Annotated in this window: 14 protein-coding genes and 1 pseudogene; 6 read left to right on the top strand and 9 right to left on the bottom strand. The window is 63.1% G+C overall.

Features of this window, described 5'->3' with window-relative positions:
* Window positions 1-373: 373 nt before the first annotated feature.
* Window positions 374-751: a hypothetical protein gene (locus ACXAHD_RS20190; protein WP_281553168.1), complete on the top strand. Its 378-nt coding sequence runs from the start codon at window positions 374-376 to the stop codon at window positions 749-751.
* A gap of 1,117 nt (window positions 752-1,868) precedes the next feature.
* On the opposite strand, the gene ACXAHD_RS20185 is transcribed toward ACXAHD_RS20190, so the two are convergent.
* Complete coding sequence (locus tag ACXAHD_RS20185) at window positions 1,869-2,786, bottom strand: phosphotransferase (protein ID WP_475052471.1); 918 nt, start codon at window positions 2,784-2,786, stop codon at window positions 1,869-1,871.
* Window positions 2,786-4,141, bottom strand: coding sequence for a hypothetical protein (locus ACXAHD_RS20180; RefSeq protein ID WP_475052485.1), 1,356 nt, complete (start codon window positions 4,139-4,141; stop codon window positions 2,786-2,788). Before ACXAHD_RS20180 ends, ACXAHD_RS20185 begins: the two co-directional genes overlap by 1 nt.
* A 326-nt stretch (window positions 4,142-4,467) precedes the next feature.
* On the opposite strand from ACXAHD_RS20180, the gene ACXAHD_RS20175 reads away from it, so the two are divergent.
* The 4 genes and pseudogenes from ACXAHD_RS20175 (at window position 4,468) to ACXAHD_RS20160 (ending at window position 8,004) form a co-directional block, all read left to right on the top strand.
* Window positions 4,468-5,229 (top strand): transposase family protein, encoded by a 762-nt coding sequence (locus ACXAHD_RS20175; protein ID WP_475052469.1) that lies wholly within the window; start codon window positions 4,468-4,470, stop codon window positions 5,227-5,229.
* A gap of 177 nt (window positions 5,230-5,406) precedes the next feature.
* Window positions 5,407-5,541 (top strand): annotated as a pseudogene (locus tag ACXAHD_RS20170) (hypothetical protein); the annotation flags it as partial.
* Window positions 5,542-5,663: 122 nt separating this feature from the next.
* Window positions 5,664-5,930: a hypothetical protein gene (locus ACXAHD_RS20165; protein ID WP_475052488.1), complete on the top strand. Its 267-nt coding sequence runs from the start codon at window positions 5,664-5,666 to the stop codon at window positions 5,928-5,930.
* A gap of 532 nt (window positions 5,931-6,462) precedes the next feature.
* On the top strand, window positions 6,463-8,004 hold the full coding sequence (locus tag ACXAHD_RS20160; RefSeq protein ID WP_475052467.1) for a hypothetical protein: 1,542 nt from the start codon (window positions 6,463-6,465) through the stop codon (window positions 8,002-8,004).
* Window positions 8,005-8,191: 187 nt separating this feature from the next.
* On the opposite strand, the gene ACXAHD_RS20155 is transcribed toward ACXAHD_RS20160, so the two are convergent.
* The 3 genes from ACXAHD_RS20155 to ACXAHD_RS20145 all read right to left on the bottom strand — a co-directional run bounded on the left by ACXAHD_RS20155 (window position 8,192) and on the right by ACXAHD_RS20145 (window position 10,312).
* Complete coding sequence (locus ACXAHD_RS20155) at window positions 8,192-9,199, bottom strand: phosphotransferase enzyme family protein (RefSeq protein WP_475052465.1); 1,008 nt, start codon at window positions 9,197-9,199, stop codon at window positions 8,192-8,194.
* Window positions 9,196-9,714 carry a hypothetical protein gene (locus ACXAHD_RS20150; RefSeq protein WP_475052463.1) on the bottom strand — a complete coding sequence of 173 codons (519 nt, stop codon included), beginning with the start codon at window positions 9,712-9,714 and terminating at the stop codon, window positions 9,196-9,198. The genes ACXAHD_RS20155 and ACXAHD_RS20150 overlap by 4 nt, the downstream gene beginning before the upstream one ends.
* 340 nt (window positions 9,715-10,054) lie before the next feature.
* Window positions 10,055-10,312 carry a hypothetical protein gene (locus ACXAHD_RS20145; RefSeq protein ID WP_475052461.1) on the bottom strand — a complete coding sequence of 86 codons (258 nt, stop codon included), beginning with the start codon at window positions 10,310-10,312 and terminating at the stop codon, window positions 10,055-10,057.
* 177 nt (window positions 10,313-10,489) lie between these two features.
* Between ACXAHD_RS20145 and ACXAHD_RS20140 the strand changes: the two genes are divergently transcribed.
* A complete protein-coding gene (locus ACXAHD_RS20140; RefSeq protein WP_475052458.1) occupies window positions 10,490-11,101 on the top strand; it encodes a DNA-binding response regulator in 612 nt (203 codons plus the stop codon).
* Here ACXAHD_RS20140 and ACXAHD_RS20135 read toward each other — a convergent pair whose 3' ends face one another.
* From ACXAHD_RS20135 to ACXAHD_RS20120, 4 genes are all read right to left on the bottom strand, one after another.
* The gene (locus ACXAHD_RS20135; RefSeq protein ID WP_475052456.1) at window positions 11,102-14,719 is read right to left on the bottom strand and encodes an AAA family ATPase; all 3,618 of its coding nucleotides are present in this window, start codon (window positions 14,717-14,719) and stop codon (window positions 11,102-11,104) included.
* Window positions 14,716-15,612 (bottom strand): S-4TM family putative pore-forming effector, encoded by an 897-nt coding sequence (locus tag ACXAHD_RS20130; RefSeq protein ID WP_475052454.1) that lies wholly within the window; start codon window positions 15,610-15,612, stop codon window positions 14,716-14,718. The genes ACXAHD_RS20135 and ACXAHD_RS20130 overlap by 4 nt, the downstream gene beginning before the upstream one ends.
* 104 nt (window positions 15,613-15,716) lie before the next feature.
* Window positions 15,717-16,409, bottom strand: coding sequence for a 2'-5' RNA ligase family protein (locus ACXAHD_RS20125; RefSeq protein WP_475052452.1), 693 nt, complete (start codon window positions 16,407-16,409; stop codon window positions 15,717-15,719).
* Complete coding sequence (locus tag ACXAHD_RS20120; RefSeq protein WP_475052449.1) at window positions 16,406-17,737, bottom strand: helix-turn-helix domain-containing protein; 1,332 nt, start codon at window positions 17,735-17,737, stop codon at window positions 16,406-16,408. The genes ACXAHD_RS20125 and ACXAHD_RS20120 overlap by 4 nt, the downstream gene beginning before the upstream one ends.
* Window positions 17,738-18,165 lie beyond the last annotated feature (428 nt).

The following is an 18,165-nucleotide window of genomic DNA, read 5'->3' as shown; positions in this document are numbered from 1 at the left end:
GTGGTGGTGTAATAGCTTAATCTTCTTTTGGGTTCATGGCGCCTTTGTTCTGGTTTGCCTTCAACTTGATGACGACGGCGATCATGCCAAATGCAAACCCGAGAATTCCGAGCGCAGATGTTTTGCTCTCTATCTCATTGAAATTGACAAAAAACGATATTATGCTTAGTGAGGTGAAGATTACTGCCAGTAGAGTGCAGATGTACCGTATGGCTCGCAACAATTTCTGCCCTTGGGTTAGTAGTTGCTGTTGTGTTGAGTGAATGCCACTTGGCTCGCCGTAACCCAATGGGGCTTCGGCGAGCCAGTTTGGCTTGCTCTTGAGTTCTTTCTGTAGCTAGTGTCCGCTGCACCAAACTGGGCCAACATACGGATGGCTTACGATGACGCCGTTGCTATTCGAGCAAAAGCCCAGAGCGCCCGCACCGATGGCAAAAAGGCCTGTAACAACGGTGGCCGCGATTGTTCCAACTACGGGGAGGACGATTGCTACTATCGCGGAGAATCCGGCGCCCGCATTCATTGCATTCGTTATTTTGCTGGTTGTGGTTGCGGTGAAGTGAACCTCCATTCCCCACCAGTAGTAGATTACTCCGTTGTGAAAGATGGATGGATTTGCTGGAAAAATCTGCAACTGTTCGTTTGTCAGAAGTTCTCCGCGAAGGACGGCTTGGTTAAGTTCGTCCAAGCTTGCTACGACCTGATCGAACGTCTCCGGGTTGATTCCCGAGTCGGCCGCGGTAGTTTCTAGCTCAAGTGTTCCATCGTCCGCTCGCACAATGCTTGGTGTTAGTCGACTTGTTGCTTCTGCGAAGGCCTCGGCTGCCGCCTGAAGGCTCGGATGTGTAATTACCGCCGGTTGCTCCGGTGTGGCTTGGGCCGAGCTTGGATTGATCAGTCCGAAGGCAAGTGTTAGCGCTACTCCGGTGGCCGAAACCGCTAGTCGTTGCATCCCTCGTATCATGAAGCCTCCTGGTTCGATGGTGATCGATTAGCAGCTTATGTAGCTGAGTTGGTAGGGAGGCAGCCCTAGCCTTGGCGCAATCTTGAGACAGCGACCGTTCGGTGGTCCCATGCTGTGGAATTGGGAGAGTAGCCCGCTGTTGGCAATTAAGTGGCAGGCTGGCTGAAGCGGGGATGGAACCGCCGCAACGCAATATGCGGTAAACGCCGCCTGGGAGACAGCTGCTGCGGCCCACATGCCTGCAGTCAAGTATTTGTCAAACGTTGCATCCCACGCAACTGACATCTCATCGTTGCTCTCGAAGTTGAGTGGCTGTTCGACCGGATCAACCGACTCGATGAAGGATGGTGTGATCGCTCTGTGATCCGCTGGGCTCGCTGTAGCTGCTGTTGAGAATGATAGGCAGATGCTTGTTAGTGCGACTAGGAGAATAATGCTTCGGGCTACTCTGATGACTGCGTGCAAGACCTCACCACTCCTTCATGTTGCCTCGATTCGTCGACCGTACCTGGGTGTGTGGGGTGCTTCAAGGCGTTGCGCGAGTGGATCATGACTATTTGTAAATACTCGGAGTGTTCGCTGTGGACTGAGTAACTGCTAAAGTTTGTTCGAGTATTGGGTAGTCTTGACCGTGTTTGGAATATGTGATACTGATCCTATCGTGACTAGTGCGCTGGCCGCAATTTGCCAGCTGACCAGGGGTAATCGCGGTTGAGTAGAGTGCGTTGGTGTAACCAGCGAGCGCGATCCTGGTGGTGGTGTCGCTGGGTCGAAGGTGTGACGGGGCGGTTGTGAGGCTGTAGGGAGGCAGTTACAGACCGGCTTGCCGGGCCAGGGTGCCGGAGCCGGGCTGTCCTGTCAGGACTTCTATCGTCGGTCTGGACGACTTGGACCTTGGCGAAACCTAGTCGGTTCGACTGGTGAGGTCTGCGAAGGGGGTCCAGCGTACTGTGTCGTCTTTGTCGCGGGCGGAGGCCAGGCGGACGGCGAACTCGTCGGCGACGCCGGGGGTGCTGGCGAGCAGTGGCACGGCGGCGGCGATCATCTTGAGTTCGCGGGCTTCGCGGAGGGTCGGCCAGGCGTGGTCGGTGGTGACGTCGTAGCCGTACGCCGAAGTGAGCGCCTGGTGTGCGCCGGCCCGACCGAAGCGGATCTCGCCGACGGCGACGGCGGCCAGGTCGACCTGCCACGGGCCGATGCAGGTCGGGTCGAAGTCGCAGAGGACTACGCGGCCGTCGGCTTCGCGGAGCAGGTTGCCGACGTGTGCGTCGGCGTGGACCAGGCCGCGAGCCTGGGCGTTCAGGTCCGCGATGCGTGGTGCGAGCTGGTCGCACCAGTCCAGCAGGACGTCTCGGTCGTCGGAGTTCAGCGCTTCCGCGTCGGTGAGACGGGTGCGGACGTCGCCGACCGGGTCCCACTCGGGCAGCGGGAATGGCGGCAGGCCCAGGGCGTGGAACTCGCGGAGTACCTGACCAAGTTCCTCGACGGTCGGCGGTCGCGGCGTGGGAGCGACGAGCCGCCACACGGTTGCGGAGAGATCGTCGACCCGTACCGGCTGGTTGATGTCGAGGGCGAGGCGGATGGTCGGGGCGTCGACTGCTGCGAACCAGGTTGCCAGGCGGGTGACCTTCAGTGCCCGGTCGTGCAGGGCGTGGGATCGGGCGATGCGGATGACGAGGCCGGCTGAGGGGAGTGCGTACACGGCGTTGTTGGTCATCCGTAGCTGTTCGGCGTCGCCGGCAGCGACGCCGAGCCGGGCGGCGATCTGGTGCATCGCTGCTCTCATCGCCTGCTCGGTGAACCGTCCGGCCGATCCGGTCATCAGCTGCCTACACCTACCGCAGCTACGGTGCGGGAGAAGTCGGCGACGGTGGACAGGCGTTCGTGGCGCTTGAGATCCCGTCGCAGGTTGTGGATGCGGTCCAGGATGCGGGGCGAGCTGAGCTGCCGGGCTTGCTCGATGACGCGGGCGCCGACGGTGACTGCCTGCTCGGGCTCGTCGGCCAGGAACAGCGAGCTGCACAGGCTGACACCGTTGAGCGCGCTGCTGCGAACGTTCTGCGAGCCGAGGGTGTCGATGGCTTGCGCGACGGTGCGGGTGGCGGCCTCGCCGTACCGGTCGCTGTTGTCCTTGCGGGCGAGGTCGCGGTAGACCCGCCCGTATTGGGCGAGGAGTTCGCCGCGGTCGTAGAAGCGCATCCAGTCCGGCTCGTTGTCCGGGTTGATGCGGTCGAACTCGTCCGTGGCTGCTTCGAGGGCGCGTGTTGCCGACGGCCCGTCGCCAAGGGCGGCCAGGGAGGCGGCCTCGGCTCCGTGGAGCATCGCGTTGACAGCCGGGGTGACCTGCCGGCCTACCTCGTCGCGGGCCAGCCGAAGCGTCTCCAGCGCATCCTTGTTGTGCCGCAGGTGCTGGAACTGGCGGGCCTGGCAGTAGCGCACCCGTGCGGTAAGCAGTACGTCGTTGGCGGCGACAGCCAGCCGCTCGGCCAGGAGGAAGTGCCGCTGCGCGTCGAGATGCCGGCAGGCGTCAAACGCAGTCCAGCCGGCCAGTTGGCGCGCTGCCGCTACCGACCGCAGTAGCCGAGGGCCGAGCGTCGGCGGGTGCGGCTGGTCCAGCAGGGTTGACGCGGAGTCGGCCAGCTGCGCGACATCGCGGTGCAGAGCGCCGCCGCCGCGTTCGTAGTCGATGGACCGGTAGAGGGAGATCACGGCGTCGAGCCGGTCGACGTCACCGTGGCCGAGTCGCCGCGAACCGCTGTCAGCGGAGCCGCCGAGCAGACCGGCGGACGCAGCGACCGCCGCGATTCCTCGGAGCAGGGCGCGACGGTTCGCATCCGGTTCTCCGGCCGTCGGGTGATCTGGCATCTGCTCGGGTCGCACATCGTTCTCCGGGAGTCCGTCGGTCGGGTCGATCTCCTGTCCCGCCGGTCGAGGGTAGGCCCTTTGAACCAGGGCGACTGTGGTCCTCAACTCGCGTGCAGGCCGGAATCCGAGTTCGTCGTCGGTGTTGGCGTTGAGGGCGATGCGGAGGGCGGTGCGGTAGTCCTCGGCGGGGTAGCGGATCTTGCCGTTTTCGAGTTTGCCCAGGTAGTTGGCGGTGAAGGCGCTGTGGGCGGCTTGTCCGGGGTCGGGGTAGAGGATTTTGTTGACGGCGTTGGCGAGTTGCCGGCGGGTCAGGCCCAGGCGTTCGCGTGCTGCGGTGAGCGGATGGTTCTGCATGACACCCCCGAAGTGTGGCGCTCGACTGATGCGTGGTGGCGCGAACTGCCTGTGGCGGTAATCGATCTTGGACAGTATCCCATCTGGTGAATGCCGCCTTCAACCATCTGCGTCGAGCAATTCCCGTCCCTGTCAGGGAATGCGTCAAAGATGGAATGTCAAGAGGGAGGCTTATTCAGCAGGGCCTCGATAGCCCACAGTGGACCCCCTGATAAATGAGACGGCCCGCCCTCCCATAGGATGGAGTTACCACACAACAACCAAAGAAAAGCGGACCGCCGAACATGTATCATACCACCGGCTTCACGACCGATCAGATCCGCGACCTCTGCGTGCTGGTCCGCGCCGAATGCCGGAACCTGGGCATGGAACCGTGGCCCCCGGTCCTCGGCCTCTACCGTGCCCTCGTGGTCGCGTTGACCTACATGCGTCGTAACCGTGTCCAAGCGGAGATCGCCGAGGCGCACGGCGTCTCCCAGTCGACGATCTCACGGGCGGTCACCGCCATCACCCCGGTCCTCGACCGCGTGCTGGCGGGGTTCGTGCCGACCGCCGACGAGCTCGACCCGACCGTCCAGTACATCGTCGACGGCACCCTGTTCCCCTGCTGGTCATGGCGCACGGACCGCTGTCTGTACTCCGGCAAGCACAAGACCACGGGCATGAGCGTCCAGGTCGCCTGCACCCTCGACGGCGCGCTCGTCTGGGTCTCCGATCCCGTCACCGGCAACCACCACGACTCGTACGCGATCAACGACACCGGTGTTCTCGTCAGCCTGAATCCTGCAGGCTGGATCGGCGACATGGGATACGTCGGCAACGGCATGATCACCCCGTACAAGAAGCCCAAGGGCGGCGAGCTCACAGAGTGGCAGAAGGAATACAACAGGCAGGTCAACAAGATCCGCTGGGTCGTCGAACAGGTCATCGCGAATCTGAAGACCTGGAGAATCCTGCACACCGACTACCGCAGACCGCTCGCGACCTTCACAGAAACGATCTCCTGTGCCATCGGGCTGCACTTCTACAGGATCGCCTGTGAATAGACCTCAGGGGAGGCAGGGGATGGTTCCCGCAACGGGAAGCATCCCTTCCAGTAGCGCGGTAGCGCGGCCAGTCGCCGCTGGAAGCCGGCGCGACCGACTGCGGCAGGCTCCGCGGAAGCCACGTCCACCGAGCCGCAGGGTGTGCCGGCCCGGTCGGGGCCGGCGGCGTTGGCGACGATGCGGGCGTTCGGGGCGTTGGTGTCGTGGCGGTCGTTGGTGCATTCGTGGCAGCTGCACGGCTCGCATGATTCGGCCCGGATTCGGACGGTGGTGGGGGACGCGGGGCGGCAGGAGGTGGCGGCGGGGTTGCAGTTCAGGTTGCCGGGGACGCCGATGGTGTTTGCCGGGGATGAGTTGGGGTTGCGGGGGGGGAGAACGGGGAGGGTTCGCGGACGCCGATGTCGTGGGATCGGCCGGGCTCGTGGGATGGGGCGATGTTCGGGGTGTATTGGGCGTTGGCGGCGCTGCGTCGGGAGGTGCCGGAGCTGCGGCACGGCGGCCTTCGTTGGGTGTACGCCGATGACGACGCCCTGGTCTATCTGCGGGAGTCGCCGTCCGGGTCGGTGTTGGCGTTGGCCCGGCGTGCGTCGGGTGCTCCGGTGCGCCTGTCCGGTCCGGTGACAGGTGGCCCCGCCGTCCGCTGCTGCTCCGGCACTGGTCAACATGTACGGCGGCGCACCACCGCTACGCCCGGCCGCTGACGGCACCCTGACCCTGCCCGCTACCGGCCCCACCTTCCACTCTGGCGCCTCCCCTGACGGCACGTCCTACCCCCCGGCGGGACTACGCAGTTGCACGCCGGGCACCTCTACAGAGAAGCATTGGGTGGCTGACGTGCAGCTCAGCACATCGCGATGCGGCAGAGGCTGGCCGTTGTCACGCGGCGACTCACGCCGGGCTGCTGTGGCAGTCAACTGAACGGGCTGCGTACGGAGAGCGCGACGGATAGATAGGACGCGATCTATTGTGACCATGGTGGAGCACTCGGGGTAGCGAAGTTGCGGTCCGCCGCTAGATGATGGATGCATGCCCAAGAGTAGAGGACGAGCGTCGAAGAAGGACAAGCGGAGCGCGAGTACCCGACCTCGCCTCTCGACCAGAGGGCTCCTTGAGAGAGCAATTAGCAATCGCGACAGGATTTTCGGGCAAGTGCACCAGGGCATAGTAGAGGTTCTGCCAGAGGAGTGCCGACAGGTAGGCACATCGGACGGAATCGAGGCGCAACGTCTCCTCTTGAATGCGCACAAGTCCGTGCAAGAAGTGGGCGTTTCGTGTGCCAACGATCTCGGGACTTATAGCTGGCTGTACCACCTACGTCGACTACCGGATGATTTGCTTTCCGGTCGGCTCAAAACGACAGCTCCGTATTGCATGCAAATTGCTGAAAATCTATCTTTCCTGACGAAATCGGATGAGTACTTCCCGGAGCGGGATGGGCAGCAGGTCGTCCCGCCTTTAACTCGACAGGGGGCAGAATCGGTCATCAAGCTGATCGCCATCTCAACCGCCCTAGCCCAGATCCACTCGGTACTTCGGCGAGCGGGCAAGGGGCAGGTGGTGCGATGGGCTTCCGGTGATTTGCCGTGGGTTGTTTCGAATCCCGTATTAGACGACGCGATTGAGCTATATGATCAGCGAGTCGACGCTGGCGGCGGGCTCTGGGCAGGCACCGCGCCGTCAACCTTTCATCCGATGTTCACCACCCTCCCAGAAGCGCACCTTGTCGATGACTTCTTCCTAACTGCTATACAGCTCCCCGGTCTTACGTCTGTTCCCCACTGGGATGGCCCAGCGCAGTCCATCCGCTCCGGCTCACTTCGGCCAGGTCGCTATCTGCTTGGCGGCGAGACTATGGGAGGTATAGCGAAGATTTTCGCTCGTGCGAACATAAGTACTTCCTGGGTGCCAGCGGGATTGCCGAGCCTCCTGCTGCTCCTCAGGATGTTGTTCCGCATAACCCTGTTCACCGACTTCCCCGTCGGGAAAGCATTGCCGGCAGTCGGCTATGTGCTTTTCCCTACCAGCTCCATTGTAAACCTGCTTATGGAAGAGAAAAGCCGGATGGCAGAGGGGGGCGCTCAAGCTGGTCCATTTGGTCTGCCGTCTTCGGCGGAGGTAGCTGTTGCAGAGCTCCGGCAGCTTACCCCTTCTGTGTGGCCGTTGACGCCTGGACCAGTTCTACGTGCTGCCGGCGACCAGACTGTAGTGGATATCGCCGCTGCAAGCAGATGGCTATACAGACTGCTGACGATTGAGAATCTCGCACCTCCACAGCTCGTGAATGCCAGAGCTGGCCACTTTGAGGAAATAGTGCAGGCGGCAGTCGACTCGTCCCCATGGGCGCCCCCATCAACGCTGCGCAAACTTCGAGGTAAGACCTTGCGAGTGGCTGGAAACGCGGTGACCGACATCGACGCCATCGCATCATGTGGGGCGACGGTAATATTGATCTCGTGTAAGAGTATTCCCCATACGGCTGAATTGGATGCTGGGTTATATGGCCGAGTTCGAAATGTGAGAACTCACCTAGAAGCCTCTGATAAGGAATGGAAAGAGCGTCTAGATATACTGCGGGCTACGCCGCTAGGTGACAACTTCGATTTTTCAAATCGCCGATTGCTTGGAGTGGTCTGCACGCCGCATGTGGAGTTCACCTACCGGAATGAAGCGAGAGTATTGTTGGGTGCAGCGAACTCCTATGCGTTACGCGCGGTGTGTAGCTTGAGTGAGATGGTAGCGTTTTTTGAGAACGCGATATCTGGCCCAGATCTGTGAATGCCAGTTTTTCGAGTTGGGTTGTTACGGAAGGGCTGCATCGGTATTGAGCGCGTGTCGTCAGGGCTGGAGCCGCTGCAACGCTATCTTCTGGCACCGTGCCTACAGCTGGTGTTTACCTTAGCGGTTCAGGCCGCAAGTCCTTGCAACTGGAACGGCCGTCGACACCGAGTGCGGTGTCCGAATCTTACTGAACTTTGGCTCGGCTGGAGGAGCGTTGGCGTACGATCCCCCAGCTCGCCGGGCAGCCGCAAGCCAGGTCTACGAACCTGGTTTTCGAGCTGGCATACAGCCGAGGACGGCTAAAGCCGATGACGTGGCTACGGGACCGGTTTCCAGCCCCATGGGCGGTTGCCGTGCTCGCCGCGGATGCAGGCGAGGCGGTAGTGGGCTTGGTCGCGGAGGGTTGGGTTGTCTTGCGCGAGTTGGGCTGCGAAGGTGACCTTGCGCAGCTCTCGGGCGTCGCGGAGCAGCGAGCACCCGGGCCAGTCGGTGACGTCGTAGCCGTAGTGCTGGCAGAACTCGGTCCAGCCGGTGCGTACTCGGCGCTGAAGGTCAGGTGGTCGACGGCGACGGACACCAGGTCCCACTCAGGTGGGCCGAGCGCGAATCGTTCGAGGTCGAGCAAGACTGGTCCGGCGTCGGTGTCGACGATGTTGCCGGCCCAGGCGTCGCCGTGCACGGCAGCGTGGGGGAGGCCGGGAGGAAGCTCGAGGTACCGCTCCTGCAAGCCGTGCAGGTGATCGAGTAGCCAGGCGCGGTCGTCGGCGGAGTACACGGTCGCCTCGGCGATGCGCTGCTCCAGGCGTACGAACGGTGCCAGCGGGGGCAGGTCGAGACTTGCCGGCGGCTGTAGGTGGTGCAGCTGTTGCAGCACCTGGGCCAGCTGGCCGATGCTGCCTTCCCGGTGCGGCGGTAGTTCGTGCCAGAAGGTGACGGCTCGCCTGTCGACCGCGACTGGTTGCGGCAGGTCCTCGATCGCGCGGACCGCCGGTATCCCGGATTCGTTGAGCCAGCGGGACACCCGGACTTCCTTGCCTGCGGTGGCGAGTTGGTCGTCGCGGCTGACGCGGGCGACAACGCCGCCGGGCAGGCGGTAGATGACGTTCTCCGCAGACCGGATCAGCTCAGCGCCGGTCGCGTCGACCCCGACCTGTTGGCAGGCGAGTAGCAGCGCTTCCTGCGGGTCCGTCATGCGACGGCTCCGACCGTCTCCCGGATCCGGGCGCGCAACTCCTGCACCTCCGCGAGTGTGCCGTGCGGCCCGGCCATCCGGTGCAGCTCCCGCAGGTCGTCGGCGGCGCGCAGCGAGCGGACCGGCCCGGCGTCGTCGAGGGCCAGGTTGCCGATCGTCACGGCCTCCAGCGGGTCACCCTGCACCATCGTGAGGGACGCCAGCTTGATCCGCGAGATCGCCCTGGACCGCAGGTACGCCGGGAGATGGTGCTCCACCGAGTAGGCGAACCGGTCAGCCGACTCCGTAACGAGTCTGGTGTGCAGGGCCACGTCGAACAGCGCGTGGGCGGTGTCGCCGTGGTGCTGGGCGTCGTCGTAGAAGCACATCCACGGCGGGTCCTCCGCCGGCGAGGCGTGGGCGAAGGCTTCGTCGGCGGCACCGACGGCGGCCAGCGCCTCCTGCGCTCTGCCCGGCCCGAGTTCAGCGACCTGTGGGCCGAGCAACGACATCAACAGGATGGAGTCGGATGTCAACGAGGCAGCGACAGGACTCAGCCCTGTTGTCGATGGGCTTGTATCGATTCGATCGAGCGGTGAGCATGCCTTTCGTCCGTGTGCTGATATCCCGTGCTGCGGAATCCGAGTTCGTCGTCGGTGTCGGCGTTGAGGACGATGCGCAGAGAGGTGCGGTAGTCCTCGGCGGGGTAGCGGATCTTGCCGTTTCGAGCTTGCCCAGGTAGTTGCCGGTGGAGGTGCTGTGGGGTGCCTGTCCGGGGTCGGGGTGAAGTACCCAACCCAAAGATGCGCGAATGGTGAAGCTGTTTGGTTGCGAAGCATTGATGAGCTGAAAGGCTCTGCGTTCCACCGCCCGTCGCTATCGATTGAACGGCCACAGCGAGAACTTGCGCCGACGGTTGGCGAGGACGCGCCGCACCATGGCCTTGGTGATGTCGTGTCGGTGCCGGCCGTAGTAGATCTCGACGTACACCTCGTCGGCGGTGAACTTCGGGTACTCGTCGGCAACCTTGAGGATGTAGCGGGTCTTGGCGTCGTCGAGGTTGGGATCGGCCGGCGGGGTACGGCGGGTGAGGGGACGAGTGATGCGCCGACCCGATTTGTCAAAGTAGACCATGAGGGGCCCTCCAAGCGCCGTCGGATGACTCGACATTAGGGACGCGTAGGGTTGCAGCTCTATGACTGATCGTGCGTAGTCATGACCCTCGGGTGGCAGGGTACTGCCCAGTTCTTGGTCTTCGGCCACCGCTGCGGGCTGGTAGCCGCCGGTCGATAAGGGAGGTATGCGGTCACGGTGACCGTCCATCTCGCGGTCCTTGACCCCTTGCCGGTGTTCCGGCGTGGAGTCGCCGCGGCGTTGTCGAGCGCAGGGCACCTCGTTGAGGAACCTGTCGATGCCGCGGCCTGGTTGCGCGAACGGCCGGGCGGGATCGTGCTGCTTACCCTGCACTCTGCCGAGGACCTGGACCGGCTGACCGAGCTGTGCCGCATGCGGCCCCGGCCGTTGGTCATTGCGCTGCCCTCCGGTGACGTTCCATCGCTAGGCGTACGGGCGGTGCGGGCTGGCGCCCGGTCGGTGGTGGCACGAGCGGCAACCGTGCCGGCGTTGCAGCGGGCGGTCGCTGCGACCCTCGATGGCGAGGTCGTCCTGCCGGCAGATGTGGCCGACTTGCTGGTGGCAGGCATGGACGATCGGCCGCCGCGCCGTCCGGCTCCCTCTGCGGATCAGGTCGCCTGGTTGCGACAGCTATCTGGCGGCCGGACCGTAGCTCGACTGGCTTCAGACGCAGGCTATTCAGAGCGCGCGATGTATCGGCTGCTCCAAGCGCTGTACCACCAGATCGGCGTCAGCACCCGACTCGAGGCAATCGTACTTGCGCACGAAGAGGGTTGGTTCGACGCCTAGCTAACCTGCGCGGCGCGGCCGCGTGCACGCCAGTTCCGTTAGCACAGGCCCAAGGCGAGGATCGCCATCGGCCAGGGTCTCGACCATAAATCTCAATCGGTCATCCAACCCGGGCGTTCGCTCCGCCGGGTCCGGCCGTGCCTGGCGGAACGCCTCCAGTGCTGTGCCTGGTTCAGCGTCGCCAATGAGGACTAGGTAGCACTGAGCAATCCCGGTGAAATCCCATGCAGCAAGATCGCTACTGTCGGTTTCTACGCGCCTTCTTGTTTCGTCGCGCAATTGCTGAAAGAGATCCTTTGCGGTGGCTGGGAGGCCGCTGCGGTGTGCGATTATTCCCCGCAGTGCAAGTTCCACAGTTTCCTGGCCAGCCACACGGTATCGACTAGATTCCTCGATCGCCTTCCTGGCGTTAGAAAGATCGTCGAGGTGTACCAAGGTGAGGGCGAGGGTAGCAAGTGACCGCCGTAGGTTGATCGGCTGTCGGTGGATGCGTGCAACGTCGACGGCTTGCTCTGCTGCCAATCGAGCCTCAACGTACCGATCTTGGTAGAGGTGCAGGTCCGCCGTCGTAATTAGCAGTTCCGCTCGCGCTGCAGGATCAGGATAAGTGGAAATAAGCTCCTCACACCTGGCTAGCATCGTCAGCGCATCCGGAATCTGGTTCAGCTCGGCATACCAGCGTGTCAATCGAAATGCTGCGTCTAGCGCTACTCTTGGTTCGGCTTCGGCTGCAGCAACGTAAGCTTCGAGTGCGTCCGTAACCGCACGGCGATAATTGCCCTGGCGCTGCCGGCAGTCCGCTAGGCCGGTCAGCGCGGCGGCTCGGTCGCCGTCATCGTCATCGTCCTCGCTGGCCAGACCTAGCGCTCGTCCGTAGTGCTCCTCGGCTTCCGTAAGATGGTCGTGTTCCCAAAACATCTGGCCCATGCCGATATAGATTCGGCGCAACGCCTGGCGATCCTGGTCCTCCTTGGCGATTGTGATAGCGACCGCGTAGGCGGCCCGAGCAGCGGGGAAGTCATTCCTGTAAGAGTAGATGTCGCCCAGCGCGGCGACATTCATCATCTCGCCCTCCCTGTCATCACCGAGGCGACCACGTACCGCCTCTCGCTGGGTGCTCAGTTCGGTGCCGCTGCCGCTTCCCCAAAATCGCACCAGTTCGTGCATGGATTCGATAAGGCTGAGCGCCTCTCCGTGCATGCCTGCCCGGAGCCATACGTCGACCCGCGCGAAGCGCATCTCCAGGTCGGCCATACTGTGTACATCGTCGTCGTCCTTTTGCATGGATTGGAGAACCTTGGCTGCTATGAGCAGGAGGCCGAGTTGGGTTGGGGACTGTCCCTTATGCGGGTAGCGGTCGCCTCGGTCTAGGCGCCCGAGAATCGCTCCAATCTCAGACTTCCTTAGATACCTGCGGCCGTCTCGTCGCTCCAAGACGAGGCGGGCCGACACGAGCGCCTGCAGCGCCTTTTCGACCTTCGCTGCGGGTACGTATTGCGCAATGACCCTGATGACAGCGTCGATGGTAACCGGGATGCCGAGCGCGGCCAGAGCCTCTGCAGCCCGCTGCTGCTCGGCCGGAAGGTGATCGACGAATCGGCGCACCAAGCGCTGATGCACCTCGCCTGCTGGTACTGAGGCCAGCCATGGTCCGACCTCGCGGGCATCTAAACCTGGCGGGTCAATGCTGAGAATTGCGTGGAGAAGTTCGGCGAATCGTGGGTTTCCGGCGAGGCGACCGTGGATCCGTCGTAGATCGTTGTCCGGTAGCGAAACTAGGCCGTACCTATTGCTCGGATCAAGGGCGGCGAAGTACTCACTCAATGATGGTGGTTCTAACCCTTCCAGGCTGATCCGGCACGCCGTCTCCGTCCACGCCACGTTTGTCGTTACCTCGGGCACGTACTGCGTTACAAATACAACCTTGACGAGTGGGTGGAGTTGGCCATGTATGGACTCCAGCGCAAGGTCAAGCTCGGAATCGCGGAGGACGTTACCCTCCTTAAGTAGATTCTCCGCAGAGTCCAACACGATTACCGGGCGGACACCAACGGCATTGCTGAGACCGTCCATTGCAATCTCGAGGCGTGCTCGCGCGGTAGGACCTGCTATCTGGTCCAACCCTGGGGGCTCGATGTCCTTAACTAGAGTGGGCACTCCTAGGTCACCGTATGGGGTGGCGTCGTGCCAGCGTAGCGGCGAGCCCTCATCCTCCGGATCTGCCCAGCCCAGTTCGGTGAGCACCTCACGCACCAACGCGGTCTTGCCAATCCCGGGTGGGCCGCTGACCACGATGACTGAGGTGACGTGATCCTCTAGAGCCGCGCGAAGGCGGCTCCGTTGCCCCGACCTGTTGACGAAGACGGACTTGCCCCGTGTTGAGTGCCTCGCCGTCTGCGCCGCCGTCGTTTCAGCTGCTTTGAGGTTTATGCCCGCGTCGAAGGGCATAGAAGGGTGAGCCTGCGGGTCTCCCGGACCGAGTAGTACTCGGGTGAGCCGGCTTGCGAGCCGCGAGCACCAGCGGCGGGCGTCTGGCGGTCCGGACGTGTATGCGCTGTGTAGCATCGCCTGCGCAAGGAGGGATACCTTTAGTTGACGGTGCCAATGCTCCGGATTCCAGCCTTTTTCAACGACAAAGTCAAGTGTCGGTTTGCGCAGTGCATCGATTATCTTCCGTACATTTCCCGGCATTTCGTCGTGGAGGCGGGAGTCGCCGTGGTCTTCTTCGAGGTAGGTTAGGAACGCTTGGCGGGTGCGAGGGGAGGAGACGCCGATCTCGCGCCAGCAAAGCGAGACCAGGAGGGCAGCGAGGTCCCGGCTGAGCGGGGCCTGCGCCTCGTAGGTAGTTAAGTCAATCAACCGGAAGTCAGCCGGTCGGACAATCTTGTCATGCAGGGGTACGAGGATGTTGTCCCCGTGAAGGTCACCGTGTGTTCGGCCGACGAGATAGTGGACTCGAGCCTGAGTTGCAGGTGAGTCCTCGGAGAATAGCCGCCACGGGTTCGGCAGCGGCTCACTCTCCCCCGGCAGTTCCAGAAAAGCAGGGACGAGCAAGTCGTGTTGTAGCGCCCATTCGCGAAGCCAGCCTCCCGCCTTGAAGCTCCCGCCTAGTTCAGACTTGAGTAGCGTGGCCACCGTCGATTGCCTGTGGTTGTAGTCGCGACCAGACCAGCCTTCAAGAATCTCCCTCCACACCACCTCGCAGGCCTCCGCGAGTTGGTCAAGTTCCACCCTTCCTAAAGGGATTCCGTCGGCGAGTGATTGGCCAATAACGAAGGCGTTCTGGGGGCACCGAATTACAGGAAATGCAACCTCGGTGAGGTGCCGCTCGCGGAAAATCTTAGGTGAATCCTGCAGGGCCAAGTGGTGCCGGCGACTTTCTCGCTGATGGTCATCCGGTGCCGGTGGGCAGTATTTTATTACACACCATCGTGCATCGGGACTTCCGCTGGCGTTGACCAGAATAGCTTTTGCTAGCCGGGCTCCGGTGTAGCCGCGAGGGACGATCTCAACGCTCCCGGCGGCGATCTCAAGGCCGTTATCCAGTAGTGATTCTATGATCTCAGACGCCACGGCTTGGTCTTTGAATGCGTAGGTCAGTTCCTGCAGTATTGTCATGCCTGGGGAAACCGCGCTTCCAGTTCCTGCATCTTGACCTGAAAATCGAACTTGTCCTGATCGTGGTAGCGCCGGAAGTACCACTCTGGCAGGCGTGGCTGGAGCCGCCGCATGTGATAGAGCGTATCTTGCACCTGTCGGGCAAAGAACTTGACCGCAGCGGGTGTGTCGATCACCGGCGACGAAGGCTCGTCGATGGCCTGACGCACCAGCCCGAGTACGCGCAGGCGCTCTCTTGTGCTCGCCATCTGTGTGCGATACATCTCAAGGAATAGCAGTAGCAGACCGAGTGAGGGTACGAACCACCCGACGACCAGCCCACTGACCGTTGCGCCGGTTGCTAGGGTAAAAAGTACGCCTGCTGCAGACCAAAGCGCTAACGCGCTGAGCATCATCTGGGCGAAGCGGAGCCGGATCCGGGAGCCCCAAGCCAGGTTTTGTTCCAGGCAGAAGAGCACGTCGTAGGGAGCTCGGGCGCGTGCTACTAGGTAATAGCTCCGCAAGCGATCCTCGCTGCCACGGAAGCGCCGGCTGATTCGGCTCACCTCTTCTTGGCTGATGCGATTTCCAACTGCAACTTGATTCCATGGCAAACTCAGCAGATCGGTGTCAAACATCTCCTGGATCGTCGCGGCGATCCGTAGGTAGCGCTCGGCCCAGGGTCTCACAACTCCTGCGTAGACCGCAGCCCAGAGCGCGCCGGCGAGGGCAACTGCGGCGCCATACCGTGAGTCCAGCCCGGTAAGCAGGCCGGCGACGGCCAAGGTGATGGAGATGCCGAAGCTCAGTGCCTGTGCGCGCTGGTTGTAGAAGTGAGCCACGGCGACGGCCTTGAGCAGGCGCAGGGCTGCGGCGCTGTCCTGTCTGTCGGCAATATCGTGGATGGTTGCCAATGGGCCTCCTGCGCGTACGTAGACGCTATGAGTGTGACACGCTTGGTATCTCTGGCGATACAGTCGGTTTGTCCCCGTGGCTTCGGGATCAGGCCTCTACGCAACTACTGGAACGGGACTTCAGCCTGCTTGGACGCGATATAGCGGCGGCCGCTGCGGTACAGCTCGACTAGGTCGATCGATCGGATGAGTGTCGCGACCGGACTGAGGCGTCGAAGGCTGGCTACCCGCTGAACAAGGGGCCGCGCGTCGGCGGCGGTGTTGTGGTAGGCGATGCTGACGTGTGGGACAAACCTGCTTGCCCGCTCGGGTAGGGCTGTAAAGCCGCGAACCTCGACGATGGAATCTCGGATCAGGTCGCGGAGCCTGCTGACGGGTTCCGGGGGACCGACACTGAAGCGGACGGCTCCGGGCGATCCGGCGAGCGGCCCGATCTCGATCGGGATGGGGGACAGGTCGGCGCAGCGCCTGCGTACTTCGTTGACCACTGCTGCGGCCACGTAGGGTGAGACTTCGTCGGTGAAGGCGAGCCGCTGCATCGTGATGTGCAGGCTGGCCGTCGGGACCAGATCGAGGTGGGGTAGGTCGCGCAGCTGCTCTTGACAGTGGGTCGCCATGGCGGTGAGGGCTGGGACGTGGCCGAGCATCACAAGCCAGTGGTAGGAGCGCCGGCCTGGCGTCCACCCCGGGCGGTCCCAGTGGTTGACCATCCGTTGGACCTGTTGGAACTGCGCCCACTCCTGGTCGGCCCAGGGGCGTTCGCGTTTGTGGGCCGATGCATCGGGCTGGGCCGTCATCGGGTCCCTCGGCCTTCGCCGAGCCACGTGTGCACCTCGTCGACGAACGACTCGGCGCAGGGATCGTCGAAGTTCTCCTTGATCGCGGTGGCGAGGTCGCGGGTTCGTTGACGTATCGACTCGATCTGGTTGTCCTGGCAGGCTCGCATGGCCTGGCGGGCGACGTCGGCGCCCTGCTCGACATCGGGTCGATCCCCGTCTACCAGCGCGGTCGCCAGGTCCAGCCGAACCAGCGCCTGGCTCCACACCGACGGTGACGTGTCGACGATCGTGACCGCGCGTCCGGCCAGGTCGAGAACCTGCTCGGTGCGTCCCAGCGCCAGGTACGCCGTCGCCGCGTTCGACGCCACCCGCGCCTCGCTGTAGAGGCCGAACGAGACACACGAACTCATGCCGGGCTCGGGTGACAGGTCTGAGAGCACCTCGTAGGCCGTGCCGATCGCCTGTTCCGCCTCCTGCGTCTGGCCGAGCTTCGCGTGCGCGCGTGCCTCGCCGTTGACGGCGAGACGGACGGCCTGTGCTCCGCGGCCGGCGAATCGGCGGCCGTCTTCGGCGTAGCCGAGCGCCTTACGGTACTGCCCGTCGTAGAACTCGGCGAAGCTCTGCGTGCCCCGGACCCATGCCTTCAGTTCCCGGTCTTCCGCGTAGTCGGCGAGCTGGAACGCCTCGATCCCGTAGGCCCGCGCCGAGCTGAACCGGCCGAGATTGACCGACATGTAGCTGAGCAGCCCGGAGAGCTGCCCGGCGATGGTGAGCAGCCGGGCGCTGTAGCGGGGCTGCATCCGCAGCGGGATGAGGCTCTGCACCCAGCGTCGTTGCCGCACCACGTCGGCGGCCAGCGTGAGCGGCCCTTCCTCCTCGTAGCGGGCGACGACATCCGAAACGTAGAGATCCAGGGTATCCAGCAGCGCATGGTTGACGGTCGCATCGTTGTTCTCGCGAATCCGGGCCAGGATGACCGAGGGCTGCTCGACCAGCCCTTCGGCACTACCGACGCTACGGGCAGCGGGCACAACTCTCCTGTTGCCGGAGACGGCACTGATCTCTGATTCGACAACAGCAGCATCCTGCCGTACTACCGCGCGTGGGTTGCGGAATCCGAGTTCGTCGTCGGTGTCGGCGTTGAGGGTGATGCGCAGGGCGGTGCGGTAGTCCTCGGCGGGGTAGCGGATCTTGCCGTTTTCGAGTTTGCCCAGGTAGTTGGCGGTGAAGGCGCTGTGGGCGGCTTGTCCGGGGTCGGGGTAGAGGATCTTGTTGACTGCGTCGGCGAGTTGCCGGCGGGTCAGGCCCAGGCGTTCGCGTGCTGCGGTGAGCGGATGGTTCTGCATGACACCCCCGAAGTGTGGCGCACGATCTGATGCGTGGTGGCGCGAACTGCCTGTGGCGGTAATCGAATCTGGACAGTATCCCACCTGGTGAATGCCGCCTTCAACCATCTGCGTCGAGCAATTCCTGACCCTGCCAGGGAATACGTCAACGCGTGAATGTCAAGAGGGGAGGCAGGGGATGGTTCCCGCAACGGGAAGCATCCCTTCCAGTGGTGCGGGAGCGTCGCCCCGTCCCGGGCGGGACGCCTACCGCAGCCGGTCAGTCATCGGCCACGGTGTGTGCGGGGTTCGGCGCAGACGCCGTACCGCTGAAGTTGCCGGACCCCGACGCGGCCTGGGGGGGGGGGGGGGGAGCGGAAGGAGTAGAGGGAGGGGGGGGAGAAGAGAAAAAGACAAAAAAACAAAAAAAAAAGAGAAAAAAGAAAAAA

The sequence above is a fragment of the Micromonospora sp. ABR4_055 genome, assembly GCF_056160425.1.
Note: the sequence above shows the minus strand (reverse complement) of the source record. Positions and strands in the feature narration are given on the sequence as shown.

Bases quoted from the DNA above. Each gene is read 5' to 3' on its own strand.
- ACXAHD_RS20190 (WP_281553168.1), top strand. From the start codon at position 374: ATGGCTTACGATGACGCCGTTGCTATTCGAGCAAAAGCCCAGAGCGCC.
- ACXAHD_RS20185 (WP_475052471.1), bottom strand. From the start codon at position 2,786: ATGACCGGATCGGCCGGACGGTTCACCGAGCAGGCGATGAGAGCAGCG.
- ACXAHD_RS20175 (WP_475052469.1), top strand. From the start codon at position 4,468: ATGTATCATACCACCGGCTTCACGACCGATCAGATCCGCGACCTCTGC.
- ACXAHD_RS20165 (WP_475052488.1), top strand. From the start codon at position 5,664: ATGTTCGGGGTGTATTGGGCGTTGGCGGCGCTGCGTCGGGAGGTGCCG.
- ACXAHD_RS20155 (WP_475052465.1), bottom strand. From the start codon at position 9,199: ATGACGGACCCGCAGGAAGCGCTGCTACTCGCCTGCCAACAGGTCGGG.
- ACXAHD_RS20145 (WP_475052461.1), bottom strand. From the start codon at position 10,312: ATGGTCTACTTTGACAAATCGGGTCGGCGCATCACTCGTCCCCTCACC.
- ACXAHD_RS20135 (WP_475052456.1), bottom strand. From the start codon at position 14,719: ATGACAATACTGCAGGAACTGACCTACGCATTCAAAGACCAAGCCGTG.
- ACXAHD_RS20125 (WP_475052452.1), bottom strand. From the start codon at position 16,409: ATGACGGCCCAGCCCGATGCATCGGCCCACAAACGCGAACGCCCCTGG.
- ACXAHD_RS20120 (WP_475052449.1), bottom strand. From the start codon at position 17,737: ATGCAGAACCATCCGCTCACCGCAGCACGCGAACGCCTGGGCCTGACC.